Raw genomic sequence first — 19056 nt, forward strand, 5'->3', positions numbered from 1 at the left:
TGCCCACGCAAGGAATGCGCTGATGGACGATACCTCCGACACAAATCCGCTGAAGCAGGATTTCTCTCACTTCAACGCGGACATGCTGCACACCGTCCTCGAACTGGTCAGTGACGGGATCTGGGATTGGAACGCCAATACCGGGTTCGTCTACCGCAACCCCGGCTGGTACGAAATGCTGGGCTATCACCGCCATACGCTGGAAAACAGCGTATTCACTTGGGAGAGCGTGATCCATCCGGAGGATTATCCCCAGGTGATGAAGCGGTTCGACGACTACATCCACCGTCGCGCCCCCTATTACCAGGTCGAGTACCGCTGCCGCAAAAAGGATGGCAGCTACCTATGGATCGAAGACCGGGGCTACGTGATTGCGCGCAATGCTGACGGCTCGGTGGCACGCATGGTGGGCGCCCACCGCGATATTCATAGCAGAAAATGCTCACTCGAGCAGTTGGAGCGACGCAACCAATCCCTCGAGGCCCTGGTAGCAGAACGCACACGTGAGCTGTCGCGGGTCAATCGGCAGTTGCAATTGCAGCTTGATGAAAACCGCTCCCTGGCCGAACGAGATGCCTTGACCTTGGTTGCCAACCGCTACCGCCTGGAAAAAGTACTGCTGGAAGAGAGCGCCCGCGCGCAGCGCTTTCGCCTGCCGCTGGCTCTGATTGCGATAGATGTCGATGACTTCAAGCCGATCAATGACCAGCACGGCCATGGAGTGGGTGACCAGACGCTGGTTCAGTTGGCAGAGTGCCTGGAAAGCTGCGTTCGCCCGGGTGACCTCTTGGCCAGATGGGGTGGCGATGAATTCATGCTGGTCCTGCCCAAGACTTCCTTGAAGGCCGCGAAGGCACTGGCGCAGAGCATCCGCCAGGCACTAAGCAACCGCCCGCACACGGGCGGTTTCAAGATTACCGTGAGCCTGGGCGTGGCTGAACGCCGAATGGATGAATCCCCCGCCGACCTGATGGCGCGTGCCGATCAGGCGTTGTATCGCGCCAAGGCGGCGGGGAAGGATGGCGTGTCGGAATAACGCCTCGCGCTGTTATCGCACCGGCAGCGCGTTCATTTGAGCCGCAAAGGACCTTCAGGCAAGAGCTCCTTCCGATTTGGAATGACCCGGCGACTTTATTTCGTTTGCGGCAGGGACGGGCGCCCGGCTTAGATAAAAACACGCCCGCCACTGCCGAGTCGCCGATTCATGAGCCGCGAAACCATCAGCCAGTCGATTTCCATCGTTCACCCCATCAGCCTCAGCCATGGTAAAAATGCCGAGGTCTGGGACACCTCGGGCAAACGCTATATCGACTTTGTAGGCGGCATCGGTGTGCTCAACCTCGGCCATTGCCACCCCGGCGTGGTGGAGGCGATTCGTGAACAGGCCACTCGGCTGACGCACTACGCGTTCAACGCTGCCCCACATGCGCCCTACATCGAGCTGATGGACCGTCTGACCGCGTTCGTCCCGGTGGACTACCCCATCAGCGGCATGCTGACTAACAGCGGCGCAGAGGCTGCGGAAAATGGGCTGAAAATCGTACGCGGCGCCACCGGTCGCACGGCGGTGATTGCGTTTGACGGTGCCTTTCACGGCCGCACCCTGGCCACGCTCAACCTCAACGGCAAGGTTGCGCCCTACAAGCAAAAGGTCGGCGTACTACCTGGCCCTGTGTATCACCTGCCCTACCCCAGCGCTGATAACGACGTGAGCTGCGCCGAGGCGCTGAAAGCCATGGACCGCCTGTTCAGCGTGGAAATCGACGTCAACGATGTGGCCTGTTTCATCATTGAGCCGGTGCAGGGCGAAGCAGGGTTCCTGGCATTGGACCGCGAATTCGCCCAGGCCCTGCGGCGCTTTTGTGATGAGAAAAATATCCTGTTGATTGCCGATGAGATCCAATCGGGCTTCGGCCGTACCGGCCGGCGCTTTGCCTTCTCGCGCCTGGGGATCGAACCGGACTTGATCCTGCTCGGTAAAAGCATCGCCGGCGGTATGCCGCTGGGCGCAGTCGTTGGGCGCAAAGCGCTGATGGACAACCTGCCCAAAGGCGGCCTGGGTGGCACCTATTCCGGCAACCCCATCGCCTGTGCGGCGGCATTGGCCACGCTGGATGCAATGACCGACGGACACCTGAAAGCCTGGGGCTCACACCAGGAAGAAGCCATCGTCAGCCGTTATGAAACCTGGCGGGCCCAAGGCCTCACGCCTTACCTCGGGCGCCTGACCGGCGTCGGTGCCATGCGCGGCATTGAGCTGGCCAACCCTGACGGTACCCCCGCGCCAAATGCGCTGGCCCAATTGCTCGGCCTGGCGCGGGACGCCGGCTTGCTGCTGATGCCCAGCGGCAAATCGCGGCACATCATCCGTTTGCTGGCACCCCTGACGATAGAGCCTGCGGTATTGGAGGAAGGGCTGGATATTCTTGAGACGTGCCTGAAGCAGTTGGTCTAGTCGCTAAAATAGCTTACGAGGTACCGTTGATAAGATGCCTCTTGAAGACATGTACGCATTTCTGTACGTTTCAGCCATCAAATGAGGACATCATCATGGAAACCATCAATTACACGAATGCCCGCGCCCATCTGTCCGAAACAATGGACCGGGTTAACGAAGATCACATCCCGCTGCTGCTGACTCGGCAAAAAGGTGAGCCGGTGGTGATGATTTCGTTATCAGAGTTCAATGCACTTGAAGAGACGGCCTATCTGCTGCGCTCGCCTAAAAACGCCGAACGCCTCATCAATTCAATCAACAGCCTGCGGGCCGGTAAGGCCAAGCCAAGGCGGTTGATTGAAGAATGAATATACTTTTTACCCCTGATGGCTGGGACGACTACCTGTGGTTTCAACAGAACGACAAGGCAGGGCTCAAGCGTATAAACCTGTTGATCAAGGCCATTCAGCGCGATCCGTTTGACGGCGTCGGCAAGCCTGAACCACTCAAGCACAACCTGAGTGGTTTCTGGTCTCGCCGGATCACAGCGGAACACCGCCTGGTATATGGTGTAGAGAACGGTGAGGTACAGATTTTGATGTGTCGCTATCACTACTGAAGCCACCCACCCTCCGGAACCCACCTTGACCTGATCCCCCTCCACCCTGAAAATGCCCGACGCTTTTTTGTCCTCGTTTACTGAAGTAGTGAAATTTCAATGTCCGATTCCTACACCCCTGAAGAATCCGTAGTCGCCTTGCGCGCCAAAGCCGAATACGAAAACGCCATCAATCTTTCACAGCATGTGCCTGCCGCCAAGATCATCAGCGAGATGGTGCTGGACGCATTCCACACCTCCAAGGAAAGCGACCAGATCCGTGAGCTGCGCGTGGCGATCCGCCAGGCCCACGATGCCTTCGACGACGACACCGCCTACGACCTGATGGGCCAGCTCAAGCAACTCAAAGACGCCGAGGCAGCCGACAACGCCGCCCTGGAAAACCTCAGCAGCCAGTTCTCCATCAGCCGCATCCTGTCCAGCTTCAAGGACGACCCCCAGTTTCAGGAATTGGTCTACGGCCTGGCATTGAAAGTGCTGAACCAGAGCCACCAGGCCATCAGCAACCCGAGCGCCGGCAAGAGCAAGGCATCACGCCCCAAGAAAGAAGCCGAAGTGTTTGTGATCAGCAAGGACGGCATCAGCGTCACCCTGCCGCTGCGCACGCCGCGCTCGAAGCTGAACGTTGACCGTGAGGCGTTCGAGTTCCTGGGTTTCAGCTTCGTGGGTGAAGGGGATGAAGCGGAGCTGGAGGTTGAAAGCTTTGTAGATAACGCCGGCACCGAACAGCCGTTGAGCCGCAAGAGCGTGATCACTGCATTGCAACAGCAGACGGCGTTTGAGGGGTATAGCATCGCGCAGCAATAATCAGCATTGCTGGGCATATGTGGGAGCTGGCTTGCCAGCTTCCACATTAGTTTTGTGTTGGCTTAAACAACGCTTTTGACCTGCGCCGCAAACACCTCGCGAAAACGCGCCATCTCCCGTTTGCTCCCCACCGTCACCCGCACCCACTGCGGCCAGTCTTTCCATACCCGTCCAATCAGTACGCCGTGCGCCGCAAGCTTCTCGACCACCTGTTCGGCCGGTTGTTGCACGTCGATCATGAAGCAATTGGCCTGGGATGCCGTGCAGGTAAAACCACGACCTTTCAACCACGTCACGGTCTCATCGCGCAGTTGGTTATTGAGCGCCTTGCGCTGTGGCAGCAGCTTCACATCTTCCAGGCTGGCGAGGCCGCCGAGCAGACTTGCGCCCGCCGGTACGTTGTCACCGCCAAACACCGCGAGCCGCTCCAGCAGCGCCGGGTGGCCGATCGCCAGGCCCAGGCGGGCGCCGGCCATGCCGTAGATTTTCGAAAAGGTGCGCAGCACCAGCAGGTCGTCGTGGTCCTTGACCCAACTGACAACGCTGGGCACGTCGGCGAAGTCGATATAAGCCTCGTCCACCACCAACACACTGCCCTTGGGTTTGTCCGCAAGCGCCTGACGGATAGCGTCGACGGGCGTGACGGTGCCGGTGGGGTTGTTGGGGTTGCACAGGTAGAGCATGCCGGCCTGGGGATCGGCGGCGAGCATGGCCGGGATGTCGTGGGCGTGGTCGGCGTTCAGACTCACCTCCTTCACCGGCGCCTTGTTCGATTGTGCCGCCTGGCGCGGCACTTCGTAGGACGGCGTGGCCATCACCAGGCCGCGGGTCTCGCTGGTAAAGGCCAGCACCGCATAGCGCAAGGCGGCCATGGAGCCTGCAAACACCGCCACCTGCTCTTCGGCAATGCCCTGCTGCTGGGCAAACAACCCGGCCAACGCATACATGTGGCCGTAAGGATAACGTGCGGAGGTGGCGATCCCCTGCTGCATCGCCTCGCGCGCGGCGCTGGAGGGGCCGTAGGGGCTCTCGTTGTAGTTGAGCCGCACCTTGTCGGACTTGGCCGGCGGCGGCGCCGCAACCGCCCAATCCAGGCGTCCCAGCAATGGCAGGGCAGCGCCCACGGCGAGAAGGGTCCGACGACTAACGCTGACCATGTGACAACTCCTTGTTGTAGGCAGGTAATGGATTCGCACAGCTCGTACAGGGAGGTATGACGAGAAAAGCGCCTGCGAATTTAAACCCGCGCCCAAGAAAAAGCCCCGCGCTTCTCTCGAAGGCGGGGCTTTTTCACTGCAGGACCACTTCAGTGAGCGGAGGTCAGCAACAGCTCTTTCGGCACTTGGAAATCCAGGGACATCATCACGCTGAGCGCGGTGATGGTGAAGATCGAGAACACGAACAGCTTGCGCGCCCAGACGGTGTCATCCACCGCCTTGTAGCCGGTCCAGGCCATGTACAACCAGTACATGCCCATGGCCGCGGCGACGGCGAGGTAGCTCATGCCGGCGTAGCCACTGAAGGTCAACATCAAGGTCGCCACGAGGAAGGCCAGGATGTAGAGCAGGATGTGTTTCTTGGCCACCTGGATGCCACGCTTTACCGGCAAGACCGGAATCGAAGCAGCCAGGTAGTCATTGAAGCGGAAAATCGCGATGGCGTAGGAATGCGGCATCTGCCACAGGCTGAACATCACCAGCAGCACCAGCGCGGCCATGTCGAAGCTATTGGTTACAGCCACATAACCAATCACCGGCGGCATCGCCCCCGACAGACTGCCCACCAGCGTGCCGTGCACCGACTTGCGCTTGAGGTAGAGGCTGTAGAGGCCGACGTAGATGACAAAGCCGATCACGGCAAACAGCGCCGCCAGCGGGTTGGCCACCTTGTACAACAGCACTACACCGGCAACACCCAGGACGGTCGCGAAGATCAATGCCAGCTTCAGGGAAATAAGGCCCTGGACCAGCACGCGATTCTTGGTGCGCTCCATCTTGATGTCGATGTCACGGTCGATGCAGTTGTTGAACACGCATCCGGAAGCTACCACCAGGGACGTGCCGATCATTGCAGCCAGGAAGATGGCCAGATCGACATGTCCCTTGGAGGCCAGGAAGAAACCGCCCGCCACAGAAAGCACGTTACCGAAAATGATCCCCGGTTTGGTGATTTGGATAAAGTGCTTAAGCGACATCGGGTTTTACCTCACTTCGCCATCATGTAGGTGTGGATGCTGAACATGATCCACAGCGACAGACCAACCAGCAGAACGATCACCAGGCCTGCGAACACGAACGCAATCACGTTCTCGCGCTGTTCTTTGGAACGATCCAGGTGCAGGAAGTACACCAGGTGAACCAGGACCTGAATCACCGCGAACGCCAACACGATCATCAAGGTGATCGATTTCGGCAGGGTTGGGTACATCACCAGGCCGAACGGGATCAGGGTCAGGATGACCGACAGGATGAAGCCGATGGCGTAAGACTTTACGCTGCCGTGGCTTGAATCGTGGCTGTCATGGGAGTGTGCATTAGCCATTACAGAGTCCCCATCAAGTAAACGACGGTGAATACGCAGATCCAGACCACGTCCAGGAAGTGCCAGAACAGGCTCAGGCAGCTCAGGCGGGTCTTGTTGGTGTTGGTCAGGCCGTGTTTATTGACCTGGTAGATCATCACCGCCATCCACAACAAACCTGCGGTTACGTGCAGACCGTGGGTGCCCACCAGCGTGAAGAACGCCGACAGGAAACCGCTGCGGTGCGGGCCGTAGCCTTCGGAGATCAGCAGGTGGAACTCGTTGATCTCCATGCCGATGAAGCCCAGGCCGAACAGGAAGGTCAGGCCCAGCCAGCTCAGCACGCCTTTTTTGTTGCCCTTGTAGAAGGCCAACATGGCGAAGCCGTAGGTGATCGAACTGAACAACAGCAAGGCGGTTTCGCCGAGCACGTAAGGCAGTTCGAAGATGTCGTGGCCCGATGGGCCACCCGCTACGTTGTTTACCAGTACCGCGTACACCGCGAAGATCGACGCAAACAGGATGCAGTCGGTCATCAGGTAGAGCCAGAAACCGAAGACGGTCATTGGCCCCGAGTCGTGGTGATGGTCATCGTGCCCATGGTCATCGACATGGGCGTGTCCAGCATTGGTCACTAAGTTCGACATGGTTTAAGCCTGTTCCAACGAGGTTTCTACACGGTTGGCCGGGATTTTCTTCTCGGCGACCAGGCGAGCGTGCTGCTCGGCTTCGATGCGCTCGATCGTTTCGACCGGCACCATGTAGCCTTGATCATCACGTGCTGCGTGGACAATGAAGTAGCCGATGGTGCCCACCAGGCTCACGATTGCCAGCCACCAGATGTGCCAGATCATCGCGAAACCGAACACGGTCAACAACGCACCCATCACCACGCCAGTGGCGGTGTTGCTTGGCATGTGGATCGGTTCGTAGTGCTTGGGTTGCTGGTACGCAGTACCGTCTTCCTTGGCTTCGGTGAACGCATCGATGGTGTTCGCAGTCGGGATCACGGCGAAGTTGTAGAACGGCGGTGGCGAGGAGGTCGACCATTCCAGGGTGTGGCCATTCCATGGATCGCCCGATTCGCACATGTTCTGCTTGCGATCACGCACGCTGACATACAGCTGGATCAACTGGCAGGCGATGCCCACAGCGATCATCACCGCACCGAACATGGCGACGTACAGGTACGGCACCCACTCAGGGTTGGTGGTAGCGTTCAGACGACGGGTCATGCCCATGAAGCCCAGTGCATAGAGCGGCATGAACGCGACGAAGAAGCCCGAGATCCAGAACCAGAATGCAGCCTTGCCCCAACCTTCGTGCAGCTTGAAGCCGAACGCTTTCGGGAAGTAGAAGCTGAAACCAGCGATGTAACCGAATACCGCGCCACCGATGATCACGTTGTGGAAGTGAGCGATCACGAACAGGCTGTTGTGCAGTACGAAGTCAGCACCCGGGATGGCCAGCAGTACGCCAGTCATGCCGCCGATGGCAAATGTCACCATGAAGCCCAGGGTCCACAGGACCTGGCTGGTCATGCGCAGACGACCGTGGTAGATGGTGAACAGCCAGTTGAATAGCTTGACCCCCGTCGGGATGGAAATCAGCATCGTCGCCAGGCCGAAGAAGGCGTTGACGCTGGCCCCCGAACCCATGGTGAAGAAGTGGTGCAGCCACACCATGAAGCCCAGTACGGAGATCGCGCCCGAGGCGTAGACCATCGAGTGGTGACCGAACAGGCGCTTGCCGGTAAAGGTCGAGATCACTTCGGAGAAGATACCGAACGCCGGCAGGATCAGGATGTACACCTCAGGGTGACCCCATGCCCAGAACAGGTTCACGTACATCATTGGATTGCCACCAAGTTCATTGGTGAAAATGTGGAAATCCAGGTAACGGTCAAGCGACAGCAGCGCCATGGTAGCGGCCAGGATCGGGAACGAAGCCACGATCAGGACGTTTGCCCAGGTGCAGGTCCAGGTGAAGATCGGCATGTCCATCAGTTTCATGCCAGGGGCGCGCATTTTCAGCACGGTGGCCAGGAAGTTGACCCCCGTCAGCGTCGTCCCGAGTCCTGATAACTGCAGCGCCCAGATGTAGTAGTCCACACCCACGCCAGGGCTGTATTGCAGGCCCGACAGTGGCGGATACGCAACCCAACCGGTCTTGGCGAATTCGCCGACGCCCAGGGACACGTTGATCAGCACCACGCCGGACACCAGCAGCCAGAAGCTCAGGGAGTTCAGGAACGGGTAGGCAACGTCACGGGCACCGATCTGCAACGGCACCGCAAGGTTCATCAGGCCGGTAAAGAAAGGCATCGCCATGAAAATGATCATGATCACACCGTGGGCGGTGAAGATCTGGTCATAGTGTTCAGGTGGCAGGTAGCCAGGCGAGCCCTCGGTGGCCATGGCCAACTGGGTACGCATCATGATGGCGTCGGCAAAACCACGCAGCAGCATAACCATGGCAACGATGATGTACATCACGCCGATTTTCTTGTGGTCGACCGAAGTCAGCCACTCGGTCCACAGGTAGGTCCACTTCTTGAAGTAGGTGATACCTGCAAACAGTGCCAGACCACCCAGCGCGATCATGGCGATGGTAATCATCACAATCGGCTCGTGGAACGGGACCGCATCCCAACTTAATTTACCAAACATCGTTTACTCCTCTGCCCCAGCAGTTGAATGCGCGCCCGTGTCAGAACCTTCAACCGCGGCCACTTCTTTCTTCTCGTGCTTGACCGGCTTGCCTGGCTTCATACCTTCGTACTTGTCGACGATTTTCTGAAACAGGTTCGGCTCAAACGCGGAGTACAGCGCGACAGGGTTGTTCTGGCTTGGTTTGGTCAGGGCGTCGTATTCAGCTTGATCAAGCTGTTTAGGTGCGGCCTTGACTTCGGCTACCCAGGCGTTGAAGTCTTCCTGGCTCGTCGAGATCGCTTTGAATTTCATGCCGGTGAAGCCAGCGCCGCTGTAGTTGGCGGAGATGCCTTCCATTTCAGCTTTCTGGTTGGCGATCAGGTGCAGCTTGGTCTGCATGCCTGCCATCGCGTAGATCTGACCGCCCAGGGCCGGGATGAAGAACGAGTTCATCACAGCGTCGGAGGTGATCTTGAAGTTCAGCGGGGTGTGCTCCGGGAACCGGATCTGGTTCACAGTGGCGATACCCAGGTCCGGGTAGATGAACAGCCACTTCCAGTCCAGCGCGACCACTTCGATGTTGATCGGCTTGACGTCGGATTCCAGCGGACGGTACGGGTCCAGTGCGTGGGTGGACTTGTAGGTCACATAACCCAGGGCAATGATGATGAGGATCGGGACCAGCCACACCGCGATTTCGATCTTGGTGGAGTGCGACCACTTCGGCGCGTAGGTGGCGCTGGTGTTCGACGCGCGGTATTTCCAGGCGAAGGCGAACGTCATGATGATCACAGGCACCACGACCAGCAGCATCAGCAGGGTGGCGGTGATGATCAGGTTTCGTTCATCCAGGCCGACCTGTCCTTTTGGGTCGAGCAAGGTCCACTTGCAGCCTCCCAGCATTAACATCATGCCAAGCAGCGGCAAAAAGCCTAGTAATCGGGGGTACCTGTTTTTACTCATCTCACGACCTCTAAAGCAGCTTGCGCAATGCAGTTGGGTTTTGATCGCCAACACTTCACCCTGCCAAGGGTTGGCATTTCTCTTCGATTGAATAAGAGCCTGCCCATCACGTCATAAAGGAACGTTTCACGGACCTGCGGTGAGTTCTTATTCGATTTCGTGGTTAAAGGCCTTGTTACAGACCAATTCCATTTGGTGCGGATAGTTGGAAGGCTGCCGGAACCTTGGGGTCGCACAGAGCCATCCATCTGCCCCTCGACCGCTCCAGTGCTCAAAGATTGAACGGCACCGGACATTCAGTGCGGGCGATTGTAGTTAGCTGGCGATGTATAAACCATGTCTGATAAAGAAATAATTTTTATCGATTACAGCAATAATCCTTCACCAATATTGCAAAGGTTCGCGATCTTATCGCGTTCGATTCTCAACAAAAACCACAAAAATTGCCGTGTTATAGGGCAAGACGTCGCACCCCTTACCCAGCGTAAGGGCCTGCCAAACCGATGCAAGCCCCCATAAATCAAGGCATTCGGACATCACGAAATCCCTGGCGCGGCGCGAGATTCGAGAGGTCGAAAGGACTATAAAGTGACAGCACACCTTGGCCGTTTTATGCAAATCCAAGGGCCTGGCCGGGCGCTCGGAAATGTCCTGCGGCAGCTTCCGTGTGACAACATGTCGCACACTGCGCGCACCCGAAATTGCCCGGCGTCACGTTCTGTTCACAAATTCCTGCAAGCAAAAACGCCCCGGCCTTCCTTCAAGAAAGACCGGGGCGTTTGCGCGAATCAGCGTCAGGCGTTGCGCTGGCGATTTCGATAGATGCCCAGGGGCACCAGGATCACGGTCAGCACGAACGCCACGAGCGCCCACTGTGCCAGTGACAGGCCCAGCACGGGTGGGTAGGGGGTGCTGCAGAAGCCATCGACCTGGAAGCCCAAGGGAAACACCTTGGCCAGGGGCAAGTCGTCGACGATAGGTTGCAGCACATCGACCCCGCAGCTGACCTGCGGGAAAAACTGGGTGTACACATGGTGACCGGCTGCCGCCACACCGCCGAGGGCGCTGAGTATCACCAGCCCTTCAAAAAACGTGAGGGCGCCTTTGGTGCGCATGCCCGCGCCGATGAACGCGAAGACCGCGATCAACAGCAAGGCGTAGCGTTGCAGGATGCACAGCGGGCACGGCGCCTCGCCCAGCACCACCTGCATGTACAGCGCACCGCCGATCAGCGCCAGGCAGATGATGCCCAGCAACACTAGAAAGCGCCGCTCCCTGCCTAATCGCAATTCGTCACTCATCTCCGGTTCCCTTTGTTTGGTTGTGCCAATGGCCGCAAGTTTACACACAGGGAGTGGTTTAAACAGAGGGGGGTTAACAGCGGATTAATCGAGGAAAAATGGGGTGGCCGGGCGGACGCCATCGCGGGCAAGCCCGGCTCCCACCTTAGACCGCAATCCAATGTGGGAGCCGGGCTTGCCCGCGATGATGCCGACTCGGTATTCGGGCTGAAACTCTACTCCAGCGCCGCCGCCGGGCCGAAGAATTCATAGCGACTCTGCTTCTCCGGCACGCCCAGCGCCTTGAGGTGGCGCTTGACCGCCGCCATGAAGCCTTTAGGCCCCAGGAAGTAAGCATCGATGTCGCGTTGCTCGGGCAACCAGGCGGCCAGTTGTTCCTGGCTCAGCAGGCCGACTTTATCCGCCGCCGGGCTCACGCCGTCATCTTCGGCATAGCAGTAGAAGCGCTTGAGCTGCGGATGCTGGGCCGCCAGCGCATCCACCCAGTCGCGGAACGCATGCACTGCGCCGTTACGCGCGCAGTGGATAAAGTGCACCGGGCGCTGGGTGGCGAGTGCGGCTTCGAGCATCGGCAAAGTGGGCGTTATGCCCACGCCGCCGCTGATCAGCACCAGCGGTTTGTCGCCGGGCGCCAGGGTGAACTCGCCCGACGGCGGGAACAGGTCAATCGTGGCACCGACCTGCAGCTGATCATGCAAGTAGTTGGAGACCCGCCCGCCGGCCTCGCGCTTGACGCTGATGCGGTACTGGCCCGCATCGCTCAATGCCGACAGCGAATAGTTGCGGCGCACTTCTTCGCCGTCGAGCACCAGCTTCATGCCGATGTATTGGCCTGGCGCTGCGGCAAGGATCGCCCCGCTGTCGGCCGGCGCAAAATAGAACGAGGTAATCTCGGCGCTCTCCTCCACACGTTTGACCATGGTGAACCCCCGCGCACCGCGCCAGCCGCCCGGGGCCTGGGCTTTCTCTTCATAGATAGCGGCTTCGGCGCCGATCAGGATGTCCGCCAGTTGCCCATAGGCATTGCCCCAGGCCGTCATCACCTCGGGGGTCGCGATCTCGCTGCCCAGCACTTCGGAAATAGCGCGCAGCAGGCAGGCCCCGACGATCGGGTAATGCTCCGGCAGGATCTGCAGGGCCACATGCTTGTTGATGATCTTGGCCACCAGGTCGCCCAGTTGATCCAACTGGTCGATATGCCGCGCGTACATCAACACGCCGTTGGCCAAGGCACGCGGCTGGTCGCCGCTGGCCTGGTGGGCCTGGTTGAACAGCGGGCGAACCTCGGGGTACTCGGACAGCATCATGCGGTAGAAATGGGTGATCAGCGCTTCACCGCCGCTTTCCAGCAGGGGCACGGTGGATTTGACGATGGCACGGTCTTGGGCACTTAGCATGGGAGCCTCCTGGGCTTCTTCACTGATTACCCTGGTGTAGTCAGTATTCGTGCCAACTTATAAATCCTTAAATTTCAATGCGTTAAAGTATAAGTAGTCAGTATGACTTCCTACATCTTATAGTCATAAGGACTACGAGGAGTCATTATGACTGCGCAACCGCTGCTCACCACCCTGCTGCCATTGGTCGCCGACCTGTCCCGCGAACTGCCCGAAGGCGAGCGTTACCGTCGCCTGCTGCAAGCCATGCGCACCCTGCTCCCTTGCGACGCCGCCGCGCTGTTGCGGCTGGACGGCGAATGGCTGGTGCCACTGGCCGTGGATGGCTTGAGTGCCGACACCCTCGGTCGACGCTTCAGGGTCAGCGAGCACCCGCGTTTTGCCGTACTGCTGAGCAGCCCCGGCCCCACGCGTTTTGACAGTGACAGCGAGTTGCCAGACCCCTACGACGGCCTGGTCGACGGGCTGCACGGGCACCTGCAAGTGCACGACTGCATGGGTTGCCCGCTGTTCGTCGACGACCAGCCCTGGGGCCTGCTGACCCTGGACGCGCTCGACCCCGAGCGCTTCGAACGCGTGGAGCTGGACGCCCTGCAAGCCTTCGCCAGCCTCGCCGCTGCTACCGTCAACGTCGCCGAACGCATCGAGCGCCTGGCGTTGCGCGCCGAAGACGAGCACCAGCGCGCCGAGATCTACCGCCAGGCCAGCGGCCAGCAGCACAAGGAAATGATTGGCCAGAGCAAGACGCACAAGCGCCTGGTCGAGGAAATCAAGCTGGTGGGCGGCAGCGACCTGACTGTACTGATCACTGGCGAAACCGGCGTGGGCAAGGAACTGGTGGCCCAGGCCATTCACGCCGCCTCCACCCGCGCGGACAAACCACTGATCAGCCTCAACTGCGCCGCCCTGCCGGAAACCTTGGTGGAAAGCGAGCTGTTCGGCCATGTGCGCGGCGCCTTCACCGGCGCATTGAACGAGCGCCGCGGCAAGTTCGAACTGGCCAATGGCGGCACGTTGTTCCTGGATGAAGTCGGCGAGCTGTCGCTGACGGTACAAGCCAAGCTGCTGCGGGTGTTGCAAAGCGGCCAGTTGCAGCGCCTGGGGTCGGACAAGGAGCACCAGGTGGATGTGCGCCTGATCGCCGCCACCAACCGCGACCTGGCCGGCGAGGTCCGCCAGGGTCGCTACCGCGCCGACTTCTACCACCGCCTGAGCGTGTACCCGCTGCAAGTCCCGGCGCTGCGCGAACGCGGGCGCGATGTGTTGCTGCTGGCCGGTTTCTTCCTTGAACAGAACCGCTCGCGCATGGGCCTGGGCAGCCTGCGCCTGACCAGCGATGCCCAGGCGGCGCTGCTGGCCTATAACTGGCCCGGCAATGTGCGCGAGTTGGAACATTTGATCGGACGCAGCGCGCTTAAAGCCCTGGGCAACTGTCGCGAGCGTCCGAAGATTCTCAGCCTGAGCGCCCAGGACCTGGACCTGCCCGACGTCAGCGCGCCGTTGGTCGAAGAGCAGACTGAGGTTGTGCCGATTGTCAGCGGCGACCTGCGCCAGGCCACCGAGCACTATCAACGCCACGTGATCAACGCCTGCCTGGAACGCCACCAGCACAACTGGGCCAGCGCCGCCCGCGAACTGGGCCTGGACCGCGCCAACCTCGGCCGCATGGCCAAGCGCCTTGGCCTCAAATAACCCAAACAACTCGGTCCAATGTGGGAGCTGGCTTGCCTGCGATGACGGTGGGTCAGTTAAAGGTGGGTTGGCTGATAAACCGCCATCGCAGGCAAGCCAGCTCCCACATTTTCAGACCGGTTTCGCCCTGAAGGTTGGGCTCTCAGTCTTCGGCTTTCGAAACACCAACACATTCCCCACCATCACCAATACCAACCCCATCAACGCCGGCGCCGTCCACTGATAGCCCTCGACAAACGCCGACACATTCAACGCCACCACCGGAAACAGCACCGTGCAATACGCAGCCCGCTCCGGCCCCATTCGCCCTACCAGCGTCAGGTAAGCCGTAAACCCGATCACCGACCCCGGGATCACCAGGTACCCCAGCGCGCCGACATACCGCGCGCTCCAGTCCATCTCGAACGGGATCCCACGCACCGCGCAGTAGGTTGCCAGCATCAAGGCGCCATAGGCCATGCCCCACGCATTGGTGGTCAGAGGCCTGAGGCCCGCCTTTTGCTGCAAGCTCGACAGCATATTGCCCGCCGAGAAACACATCGTCCCCAACAAGGCCAAACCCAGTCCGAGCAGGGTCTGCGGGCTAGCGGCGTGCCCCACCAGTTCCGGCCAGAACAGCAAGCCCAAGCCCATCAAGCCGAGCCCGCCACCCATCAATACATTGCGCGCCACGCGCTGGCCGAAAAACACGCGGGCGTTCAGTGCGTTCCACAGCGTGGCGGTGGAAAACACCACCGCCACCAGACCGCTGGGGATCCACTGGCTGGCCGTGAGAAAGCACATGAAGTTCACGCAAAACAGGCACAGCCCCTGGGCCACGCAGATCAGGTGCCCGCGTCGGTTCATCAGCTGCAACTTGCGGCTGAGCAGCAACAACACAAACAGCACCAGCGCCGCCAGACCGAAGCGATACACGATCGACACAGGAATCGCCACCACGCCCAGTTGCCATTTGAGGGCGATCCAGGTGGTGCCCCAGATCAGCACGGTGAGTAAATACAGGGAAAGGTTCATAGCGGGCTCCATCGATTGAGCCACAGTGTCGCGCCTGAGCCCTGTTGCGCTCTTGCACATTCTTGCGCTTTTGTCCGGCGACGGGATCACAGCGCCCACCGCGGGGAGTAGCATGCAAGGCGTCGGAGAGATGAACATGCCTGATCTGCAATCGCTGCACGTTTTCCAAGCGCTTAACCGCTCGCCCAACGCACGCCTGGAAGCCTGCGCCGAGCTCGGTGACGGCGTATCCGCGGCTTTGTGGAGCAACCACCACGACGCACAGGATTACCAGGCACCCAGCCATCACACCTTGTCCTGCTACATCGGCGGCGGCACCGGCACCTTTCGGCGCGACCGGCCGGGCACCAAGGGCGGGCCCGACAAACTGTGCATCCTGCCCGCCGAGCACCAGTCGGCCTGGGTGATCAACGGCGAGATCCGCCTGGCCCACGTGTATTTCAGCCCGCAGCAGTTTGCCCTGGGCTGCGTCACCCTCCTGGACCGCGAACCGCGCACGCTGCAACTGCGCGAGAGCACCTTTCTGGAAGACCCCAGCCAGGCGCGGCGCTTTCATCAGTTGATCGCGCTGAACTGGCACGAACCCGCCGAGCGCTTGCTGACCAGCAGCCTGGCCCATGAACTGCTCAGCCACACCCTGCTCAGTCAGGTGGGCGCCCGCGACGGGCTGCGCCTGAAGGGCGGGTTGGCGGCGTATCAACGGCGATTGTTGGTGGAGTATGTCGAGCAGCATCTGGAGGAACCGATCAGCCTGGGCCAACTGGCCGGACTGTGTGCGCTGTCGGAATACCATTTCGCGCGGATGTTCCGCCAGAGCTTCGGCCTGCCGCCCCATCAATACCTGCTGGCGCGACGGCTGGCCCGTGCGCAGGCCCTGCTACGCGGTGGCACGCTGGCCTTGGGGGAGATTGCCTTGATGTGCGGGTTTTCCAGCGCCAGCCACTTCACCCACCGCTTTCGCCAGGCCATGGGCGCCACGCCCGGCGAGTACCGCCAGGCGTTCTGCGCCTAGGTCATCAACCCCAGGTTTTTCGCCTTGGCCACCGCTTGCGTACGCCGTTCCACCCCTAACTTGCTGTGGATGCGCCGCGCATGAGTCTTGACGGTGTGCAAAGAGATGAACAGGCGATCGGCAATTTCCAGGTTGGAGTTGCCCAGGGCGATTAACTGCAGCACTTCCAACTCGCGCTGGCTGAGGGGATTGTCCAGTACGCCCGAAGTCGACACCGCCGGTTCCATGCCCAGCTCGCTCAACAGCGCCGGTGAACGCAGCCGCAGTTCGCGGATCGCCTGCTGCACCTGGCAACGCGCCGCCAGCTCCAGCCCGGTTTGCAGCGAGCGGCGCGCCAGGACAGGGTCGCCGACGTGCCAGGCGACTTCGCCCACCACCAGGTGCAGTTCGGTTTCCAGGCAGAGCATGCCGCGTTGACGCGTGGTTTGCAGCAGGGCGTTGAGCCGCGCCAGCGGCTGATCGGCACAGCCCAATTTCACTTCCGCCAGCACCAGCAGGTATTCCAGGCGCGGGATCAGTTCCAGGGTGGCCGGCGGCGCTTGCTTGGCTTGGGGCCCGCGAAAATGGCGAAGGACGCGGCGCATCGCTTGCGCGGTCAATTCGGCGCGGCCCTGCTGCAACCAGAAGTGTCCGCTGACCAGCAGCAACACCGCGCGGTATACCGTGTCGGGCACCTGGCGTTGCTGCATCAGCCGTTCGGCCTCGCGCAGTTGCACAAACGCCTGGGCATAGTCGCCACGGTTGGCGGCCAACAGGGCCAGGCCGAGAAACCCGTAGAGCACACGCTTGTCCTGGCTGTGCAGGCAGATCTTCAAGCCGGCCTCGAAGCACTCGGCGGCCAGGCTGTCGTGCCCTTGGCGCAACGCCAGATGCCCGCGCCGCAGCGCGATACGCCCCCCCAATGGCCCGGCCGTGAGTTGCTGTTTGAGCAACATCGCCTGCACGTTTTCCAGCAGGCTCTGGGCGCGATAGGGAGCACCGCGCTGCTCCAGCAATTGCGCGTGGTCCAACTCAAGCAAGGCTTCGAGCAGCAACGAGCCATGGGCGCGGGCCAGGCACAACGCCTCGCGGTTGAGGGTCTGGGCCACGTCCAGTTCACCGCGCAGCAGGGCTTGTTGAGTCAGCCCCGACAAGCACATCAACCGCGACGTCCAGGCGCTGTCGGGCAAAGCTTGCAGCGCTTCGATGAAATGTTCGCGCGAACGCTCGGCATCGCCGTCCAGATGCAGCAGCCAACCCCACTGCGCCTGCCACCGCGCGAGCAAGTGCCGTTGTTGCGCCGCCGTCGGTTGCGGCGCGAACCGCGCAAGCTGATCGATACACTGCGCGGCCTGCTCGAAACGCCCGGCAAACAGCAGCGCCGCCGTCACCAGCCCCACCAGTTGCGCCGAACCGAGCATCAATTCATCGCCATGCTCTTCATGCAGGCGCAGCAGCAGTACGGCGTTCTGCTGGCGGAACAGGTCTTCGAAACTGAAGTGCTGTAACAGGCTGACCGCCACTTCGTATTCTTCGGCCAGCAGCGCCTGTTCAAACGCCGCCTGCCAGTCCTGTTCGGCGGTGAACCATTGGCACGCGCGCCGGTGCCAGGAGCGCTTGGCCGGCCAGGGTTCATCGCGCAGCAACTGCGCAAGCGGAGGGAAAACCTGCAGCCAGTCGGTGTCTTCCCAAGACTGGATAAACGCGCCGAGAGCCTGTAGCTCGCGCAGGTATTGGCCACCGTCGCCTGCGCCGAACAGGTGCTCGCATAACCCCGGATTGAAACGCGGCAGATGCGCCAGCACGCGCCAGGCTTCGGCCAGTTCGGGCGCCAAGGTGTTGAACAGCTCGTGTTGCAAATAATCGAGCAAGGTCTTTTGCGGGTGACCTTCCCCCAGCAAGGCGATACGCGCACCGGCGCACCAGCCGGCACTGAACTGCATGACGCTGTCGACGGATTGTCCCGGGGAATGAATGAGCAGTTGCTGGATCTCGGCAGGGCTGAACGCCAGGTCGGCGCCACACTCCAGCAGTTCGTCGTCGAGCAGCAACCGGGGCCAATTGCACAGGGGCCGGCGCCGTGCGCCGAGCCACCAGGTCAAGGCCGGACTGCCGGCGGTCAGCAAACGGTCGAGCAATGCATCGGTTTCGGCGGTGGGTAAACGGCAGAAGTCATCAATGAACAACCATGCCGGGGCCTGCCAGCGAGCCAGGTCCAGCAGCAGCGTCGCTTCATCGGTGAACGGCAGACCGAGGTTCTGCGCCAGGCGCCGGCAAAAGTCGCTCGGGCCCAGGGCAGCGCCATTGAGCGGCAGCCAGAAGACTTGGCAGCCCGCCGGCGCCTGCAATGCGCACTCGGCCAGCAACGCACTCTTGCCGCTGCCGCCAGGTGCGCACAGCAACTTGACCCGCACCGGCGCCGCCAGCAACGGCTCGGCCAAGCGCGGGCGCAGCAGATGGTGGGCGGACAGCCGAGGCATGAATCCAGGACGGTCCAGGCAGCGTGTCATGGCGGTCATTGCTGCATCCTGCGTTCTTATTGTTATGCAACCTGACCGCTACCCTAGCCCTGTGGTTGGCGTTTGTTGAAGAAAGATTCAGCACAATGATTGAAAGACATGCACAAAACCCACTGTGGGAGCTGGCTTGCCTGCGATGGCGGTG

17 protein-coding genes are annotated in these 19056 nt (G+C 60.6%); 7 read left to right on the forward strand and 10 right to left on the reverse strand.

Annotation, left to right across the window (positions count from 1 at the left end):
- Nucleotides 1-22: 22 nt before the first annotated feature.
- From BLL36_RS02705 to BLL36_RS02725, 5 genes are all read left to right on the forward strand, one after another.
- Complete coding sequence (locus BLL36_RS02705) at nt 23-1036, forward strand: diguanylate cyclase domain-containing protein (RefSeq protein WP_076949915.1); 1014 nt, start codon at nt 23-25, stop codon at nt 1034-1036.
- Nucleotides 1037-1204: 168 nt separating this feature from the next.
- The gene (locus BLL36_RS02710; protein ID WP_076949916.1) at nt 1205-2455 is read left to right on the forward strand and encodes a 2-aminoadipate transaminase; all 1251 of its coding nucleotides are present in this window, start codon (nt 1205-1207) and stop codon (nt 2453-2455) included.
- A gap of 95 nt (nt 2456-2550) precedes the next feature.
- Entirely contained in the window at nt 2551-2805 is a 255-nt protein-coding gene (locus tag BLL36_RS02715; protein ID WP_076949917.1) for a type II toxin-antitoxin system prevent-host-death family antitoxin, read from the forward strand.
- On the forward strand, nt 2802-3056 hold the full coding sequence (locus tag BLL36_RS02720; RefSeq protein WP_076949918.1) for a Txe/YoeB family addiction module toxin: 255 nt from the start codon (nt 2802-2804) through the stop codon (nt 3054-3056). The genes BLL36_RS02715 and BLL36_RS02720 overlap by 4 nt, the downstream gene beginning before the upstream one ends.
- 99 nt (nt 3057-3155) lie before the next feature.
- Nucleotides 3156-3863, forward strand: a complete 708-nt coding sequence (locus tag BLL36_RS02725) for a hypothetical protein (RefSeq protein WP_076949919.1) — start codon at nt 3156-3158, stop codon at nt 3861-3863.
- A gap of 62 nt (nt 3864-3925) precedes the next feature.
- Here BLL36_RS02725 and ptaA read toward each other — a convergent pair whose 3' ends face one another.
- The 8 genes from ptaA to hmpA form a co-directional block, all read right to left on the reverse strand.
- Nucleotides 3926-5020, reverse strand: a complete 1095-nt coding sequence (gene ptaA / locus BLL36_RS02730; protein ID WP_076949920.1) for a pyoverdine biosynthesis transaminase PtaA — start codon at nt 5018-5020, stop codon at nt 3926-3928.
- A gap of 149 nt (nt 5021-5169) precedes the next feature.
- Nucleotides 5170-6057, reverse strand: coding sequence for a heme o synthase (gene cyoE / locus BLL36_RS02735; protein WP_076949921.1), 888 nt, complete (start codon nt 6055-6057; stop codon nt 5170-5172).
- Nucleotides 6058-6068: 11 nt separating this feature from the next.
- Nucleotides 6069-6404, reverse strand: coding sequence for a cytochrome o ubiquinol oxidase subunit IV (gene cyoD / locus BLL36_RS02740; RefSeq protein ID WP_003194051.1), 336 nt, complete (start codon nt 6402-6404; stop codon nt 6069-6071).
- Nucleotides 6404-7030, reverse strand: a complete 627-nt coding sequence (locus BLL36_RS02745) for a cytochrome o ubiquinol oxidase subunit III (RefSeq protein WP_076949922.1) — start codon at nt 7028-7030, stop codon at nt 6404-6406. The genes cyoD and BLL36_RS02745 overlap by 1 nt, the downstream gene beginning before the upstream one ends.
- A 3-nt stretch (nt 7031-7033) precedes the next feature.
- A complete protein-coding gene (gene cyoB / locus BLL36_RS02750) occupies nt 7034-9052 on the reverse strand; it encodes a cytochrome o ubiquinol oxidase subunit I (protein WP_076949923.1) in 2019 nt (672 codons plus the stop codon).
- Nucleotides 9053-9055: 3 nt separating this feature from the next.
- On the reverse strand, nt 9056-9997 hold the full coding sequence (gene cyoA, locus BLL36_RS02755) for a ubiquinol oxidase subunit II (protein WP_057724001.1): 942 nt from the start codon (nt 9995-9997) through the stop codon (nt 9056-9058).
- Between the two features lie 794 nt (nt 9998-10791).
- A complete protein-coding gene (locus BLL36_RS02765) occupies nt 10792-11298 on the reverse strand; it encodes a disulfide bond formation protein B (RefSeq protein ID WP_076949924.1) in 507 nt (168 codons plus the stop codon).
- Nucleotides 11299-11513: 215 nt separating this feature from the next.
- Entirely contained in the window at nt 11514-12695 is a 1182-nt protein-coding gene (hmpA, locus tag BLL36_RS02770) for an NO-inducible flavohemoprotein (RefSeq protein ID WP_076949925.1), read from the reverse strand.
- A gap of 147 nt (nt 12696-12842) precedes the next feature.
- Between hmpA and norR the strand changes: the two genes are divergently transcribed.
- Nucleotides 12843-14387, forward strand: coding sequence for a nitric oxide reductase transcriptional regulator NorR (norR, locus tag BLL36_RS02775; protein ID WP_076949926.1), 1545 nt, complete (start codon nt 12843-12845; stop codon nt 14385-14387).
- Nucleotides 14388-14498: 111 nt separating this feature from the next.
- Here the strand turns inward: norR and BLL36_RS02780 are convergent, their stop codons facing one another.
- Nucleotides 14499-15401, reverse strand: coding sequence for a DMT family transporter (locus BLL36_RS02780; RefSeq protein WP_076949927.1), 903 nt, complete (start codon nt 15399-15401; stop codon nt 14499-14501).
- A gap of 136 nt (nt 15402-15537) precedes the next feature.
- On the opposite strand from BLL36_RS02780, the gene BLL36_RS02785 reads away from it, so the two are divergent.
- Nucleotides 15538-16413, forward strand: coding sequence for a helix-turn-helix domain-containing protein (locus BLL36_RS02785; RefSeq protein ID WP_076949996.1), 876 nt, complete (start codon nt 15538-15540; stop codon nt 16411-16413).
- Here BLL36_RS02785 and BLL36_RS02790 read toward each other — a convergent pair.
- On the reverse strand, nt 16410-18911 hold the full coding sequence (locus tag BLL36_RS02790) for a LuxR C-terminal-related transcriptional regulator (RefSeq protein ID WP_076949928.1): 2502 nt from the start codon (nt 18909-18911) through the stop codon (nt 16410-16412). The genes BLL36_RS02785 and BLL36_RS02790 overlap by 4 nt on opposite strands.
- Nucleotides 18912-19056 lie beyond the last annotated feature (145 nt).

Origin of the sequence: Pseudomonas cedrina subsp. cedrina, from assembly GCF_001983175.1 — a bacterium.
GTDB lineage: Bacteria > Pseudomonadota > Gammaproteobacteria > Pseudomonadales > Pseudomonadaceae > Aquipseudomonas > Aquipseudomonas cedrina.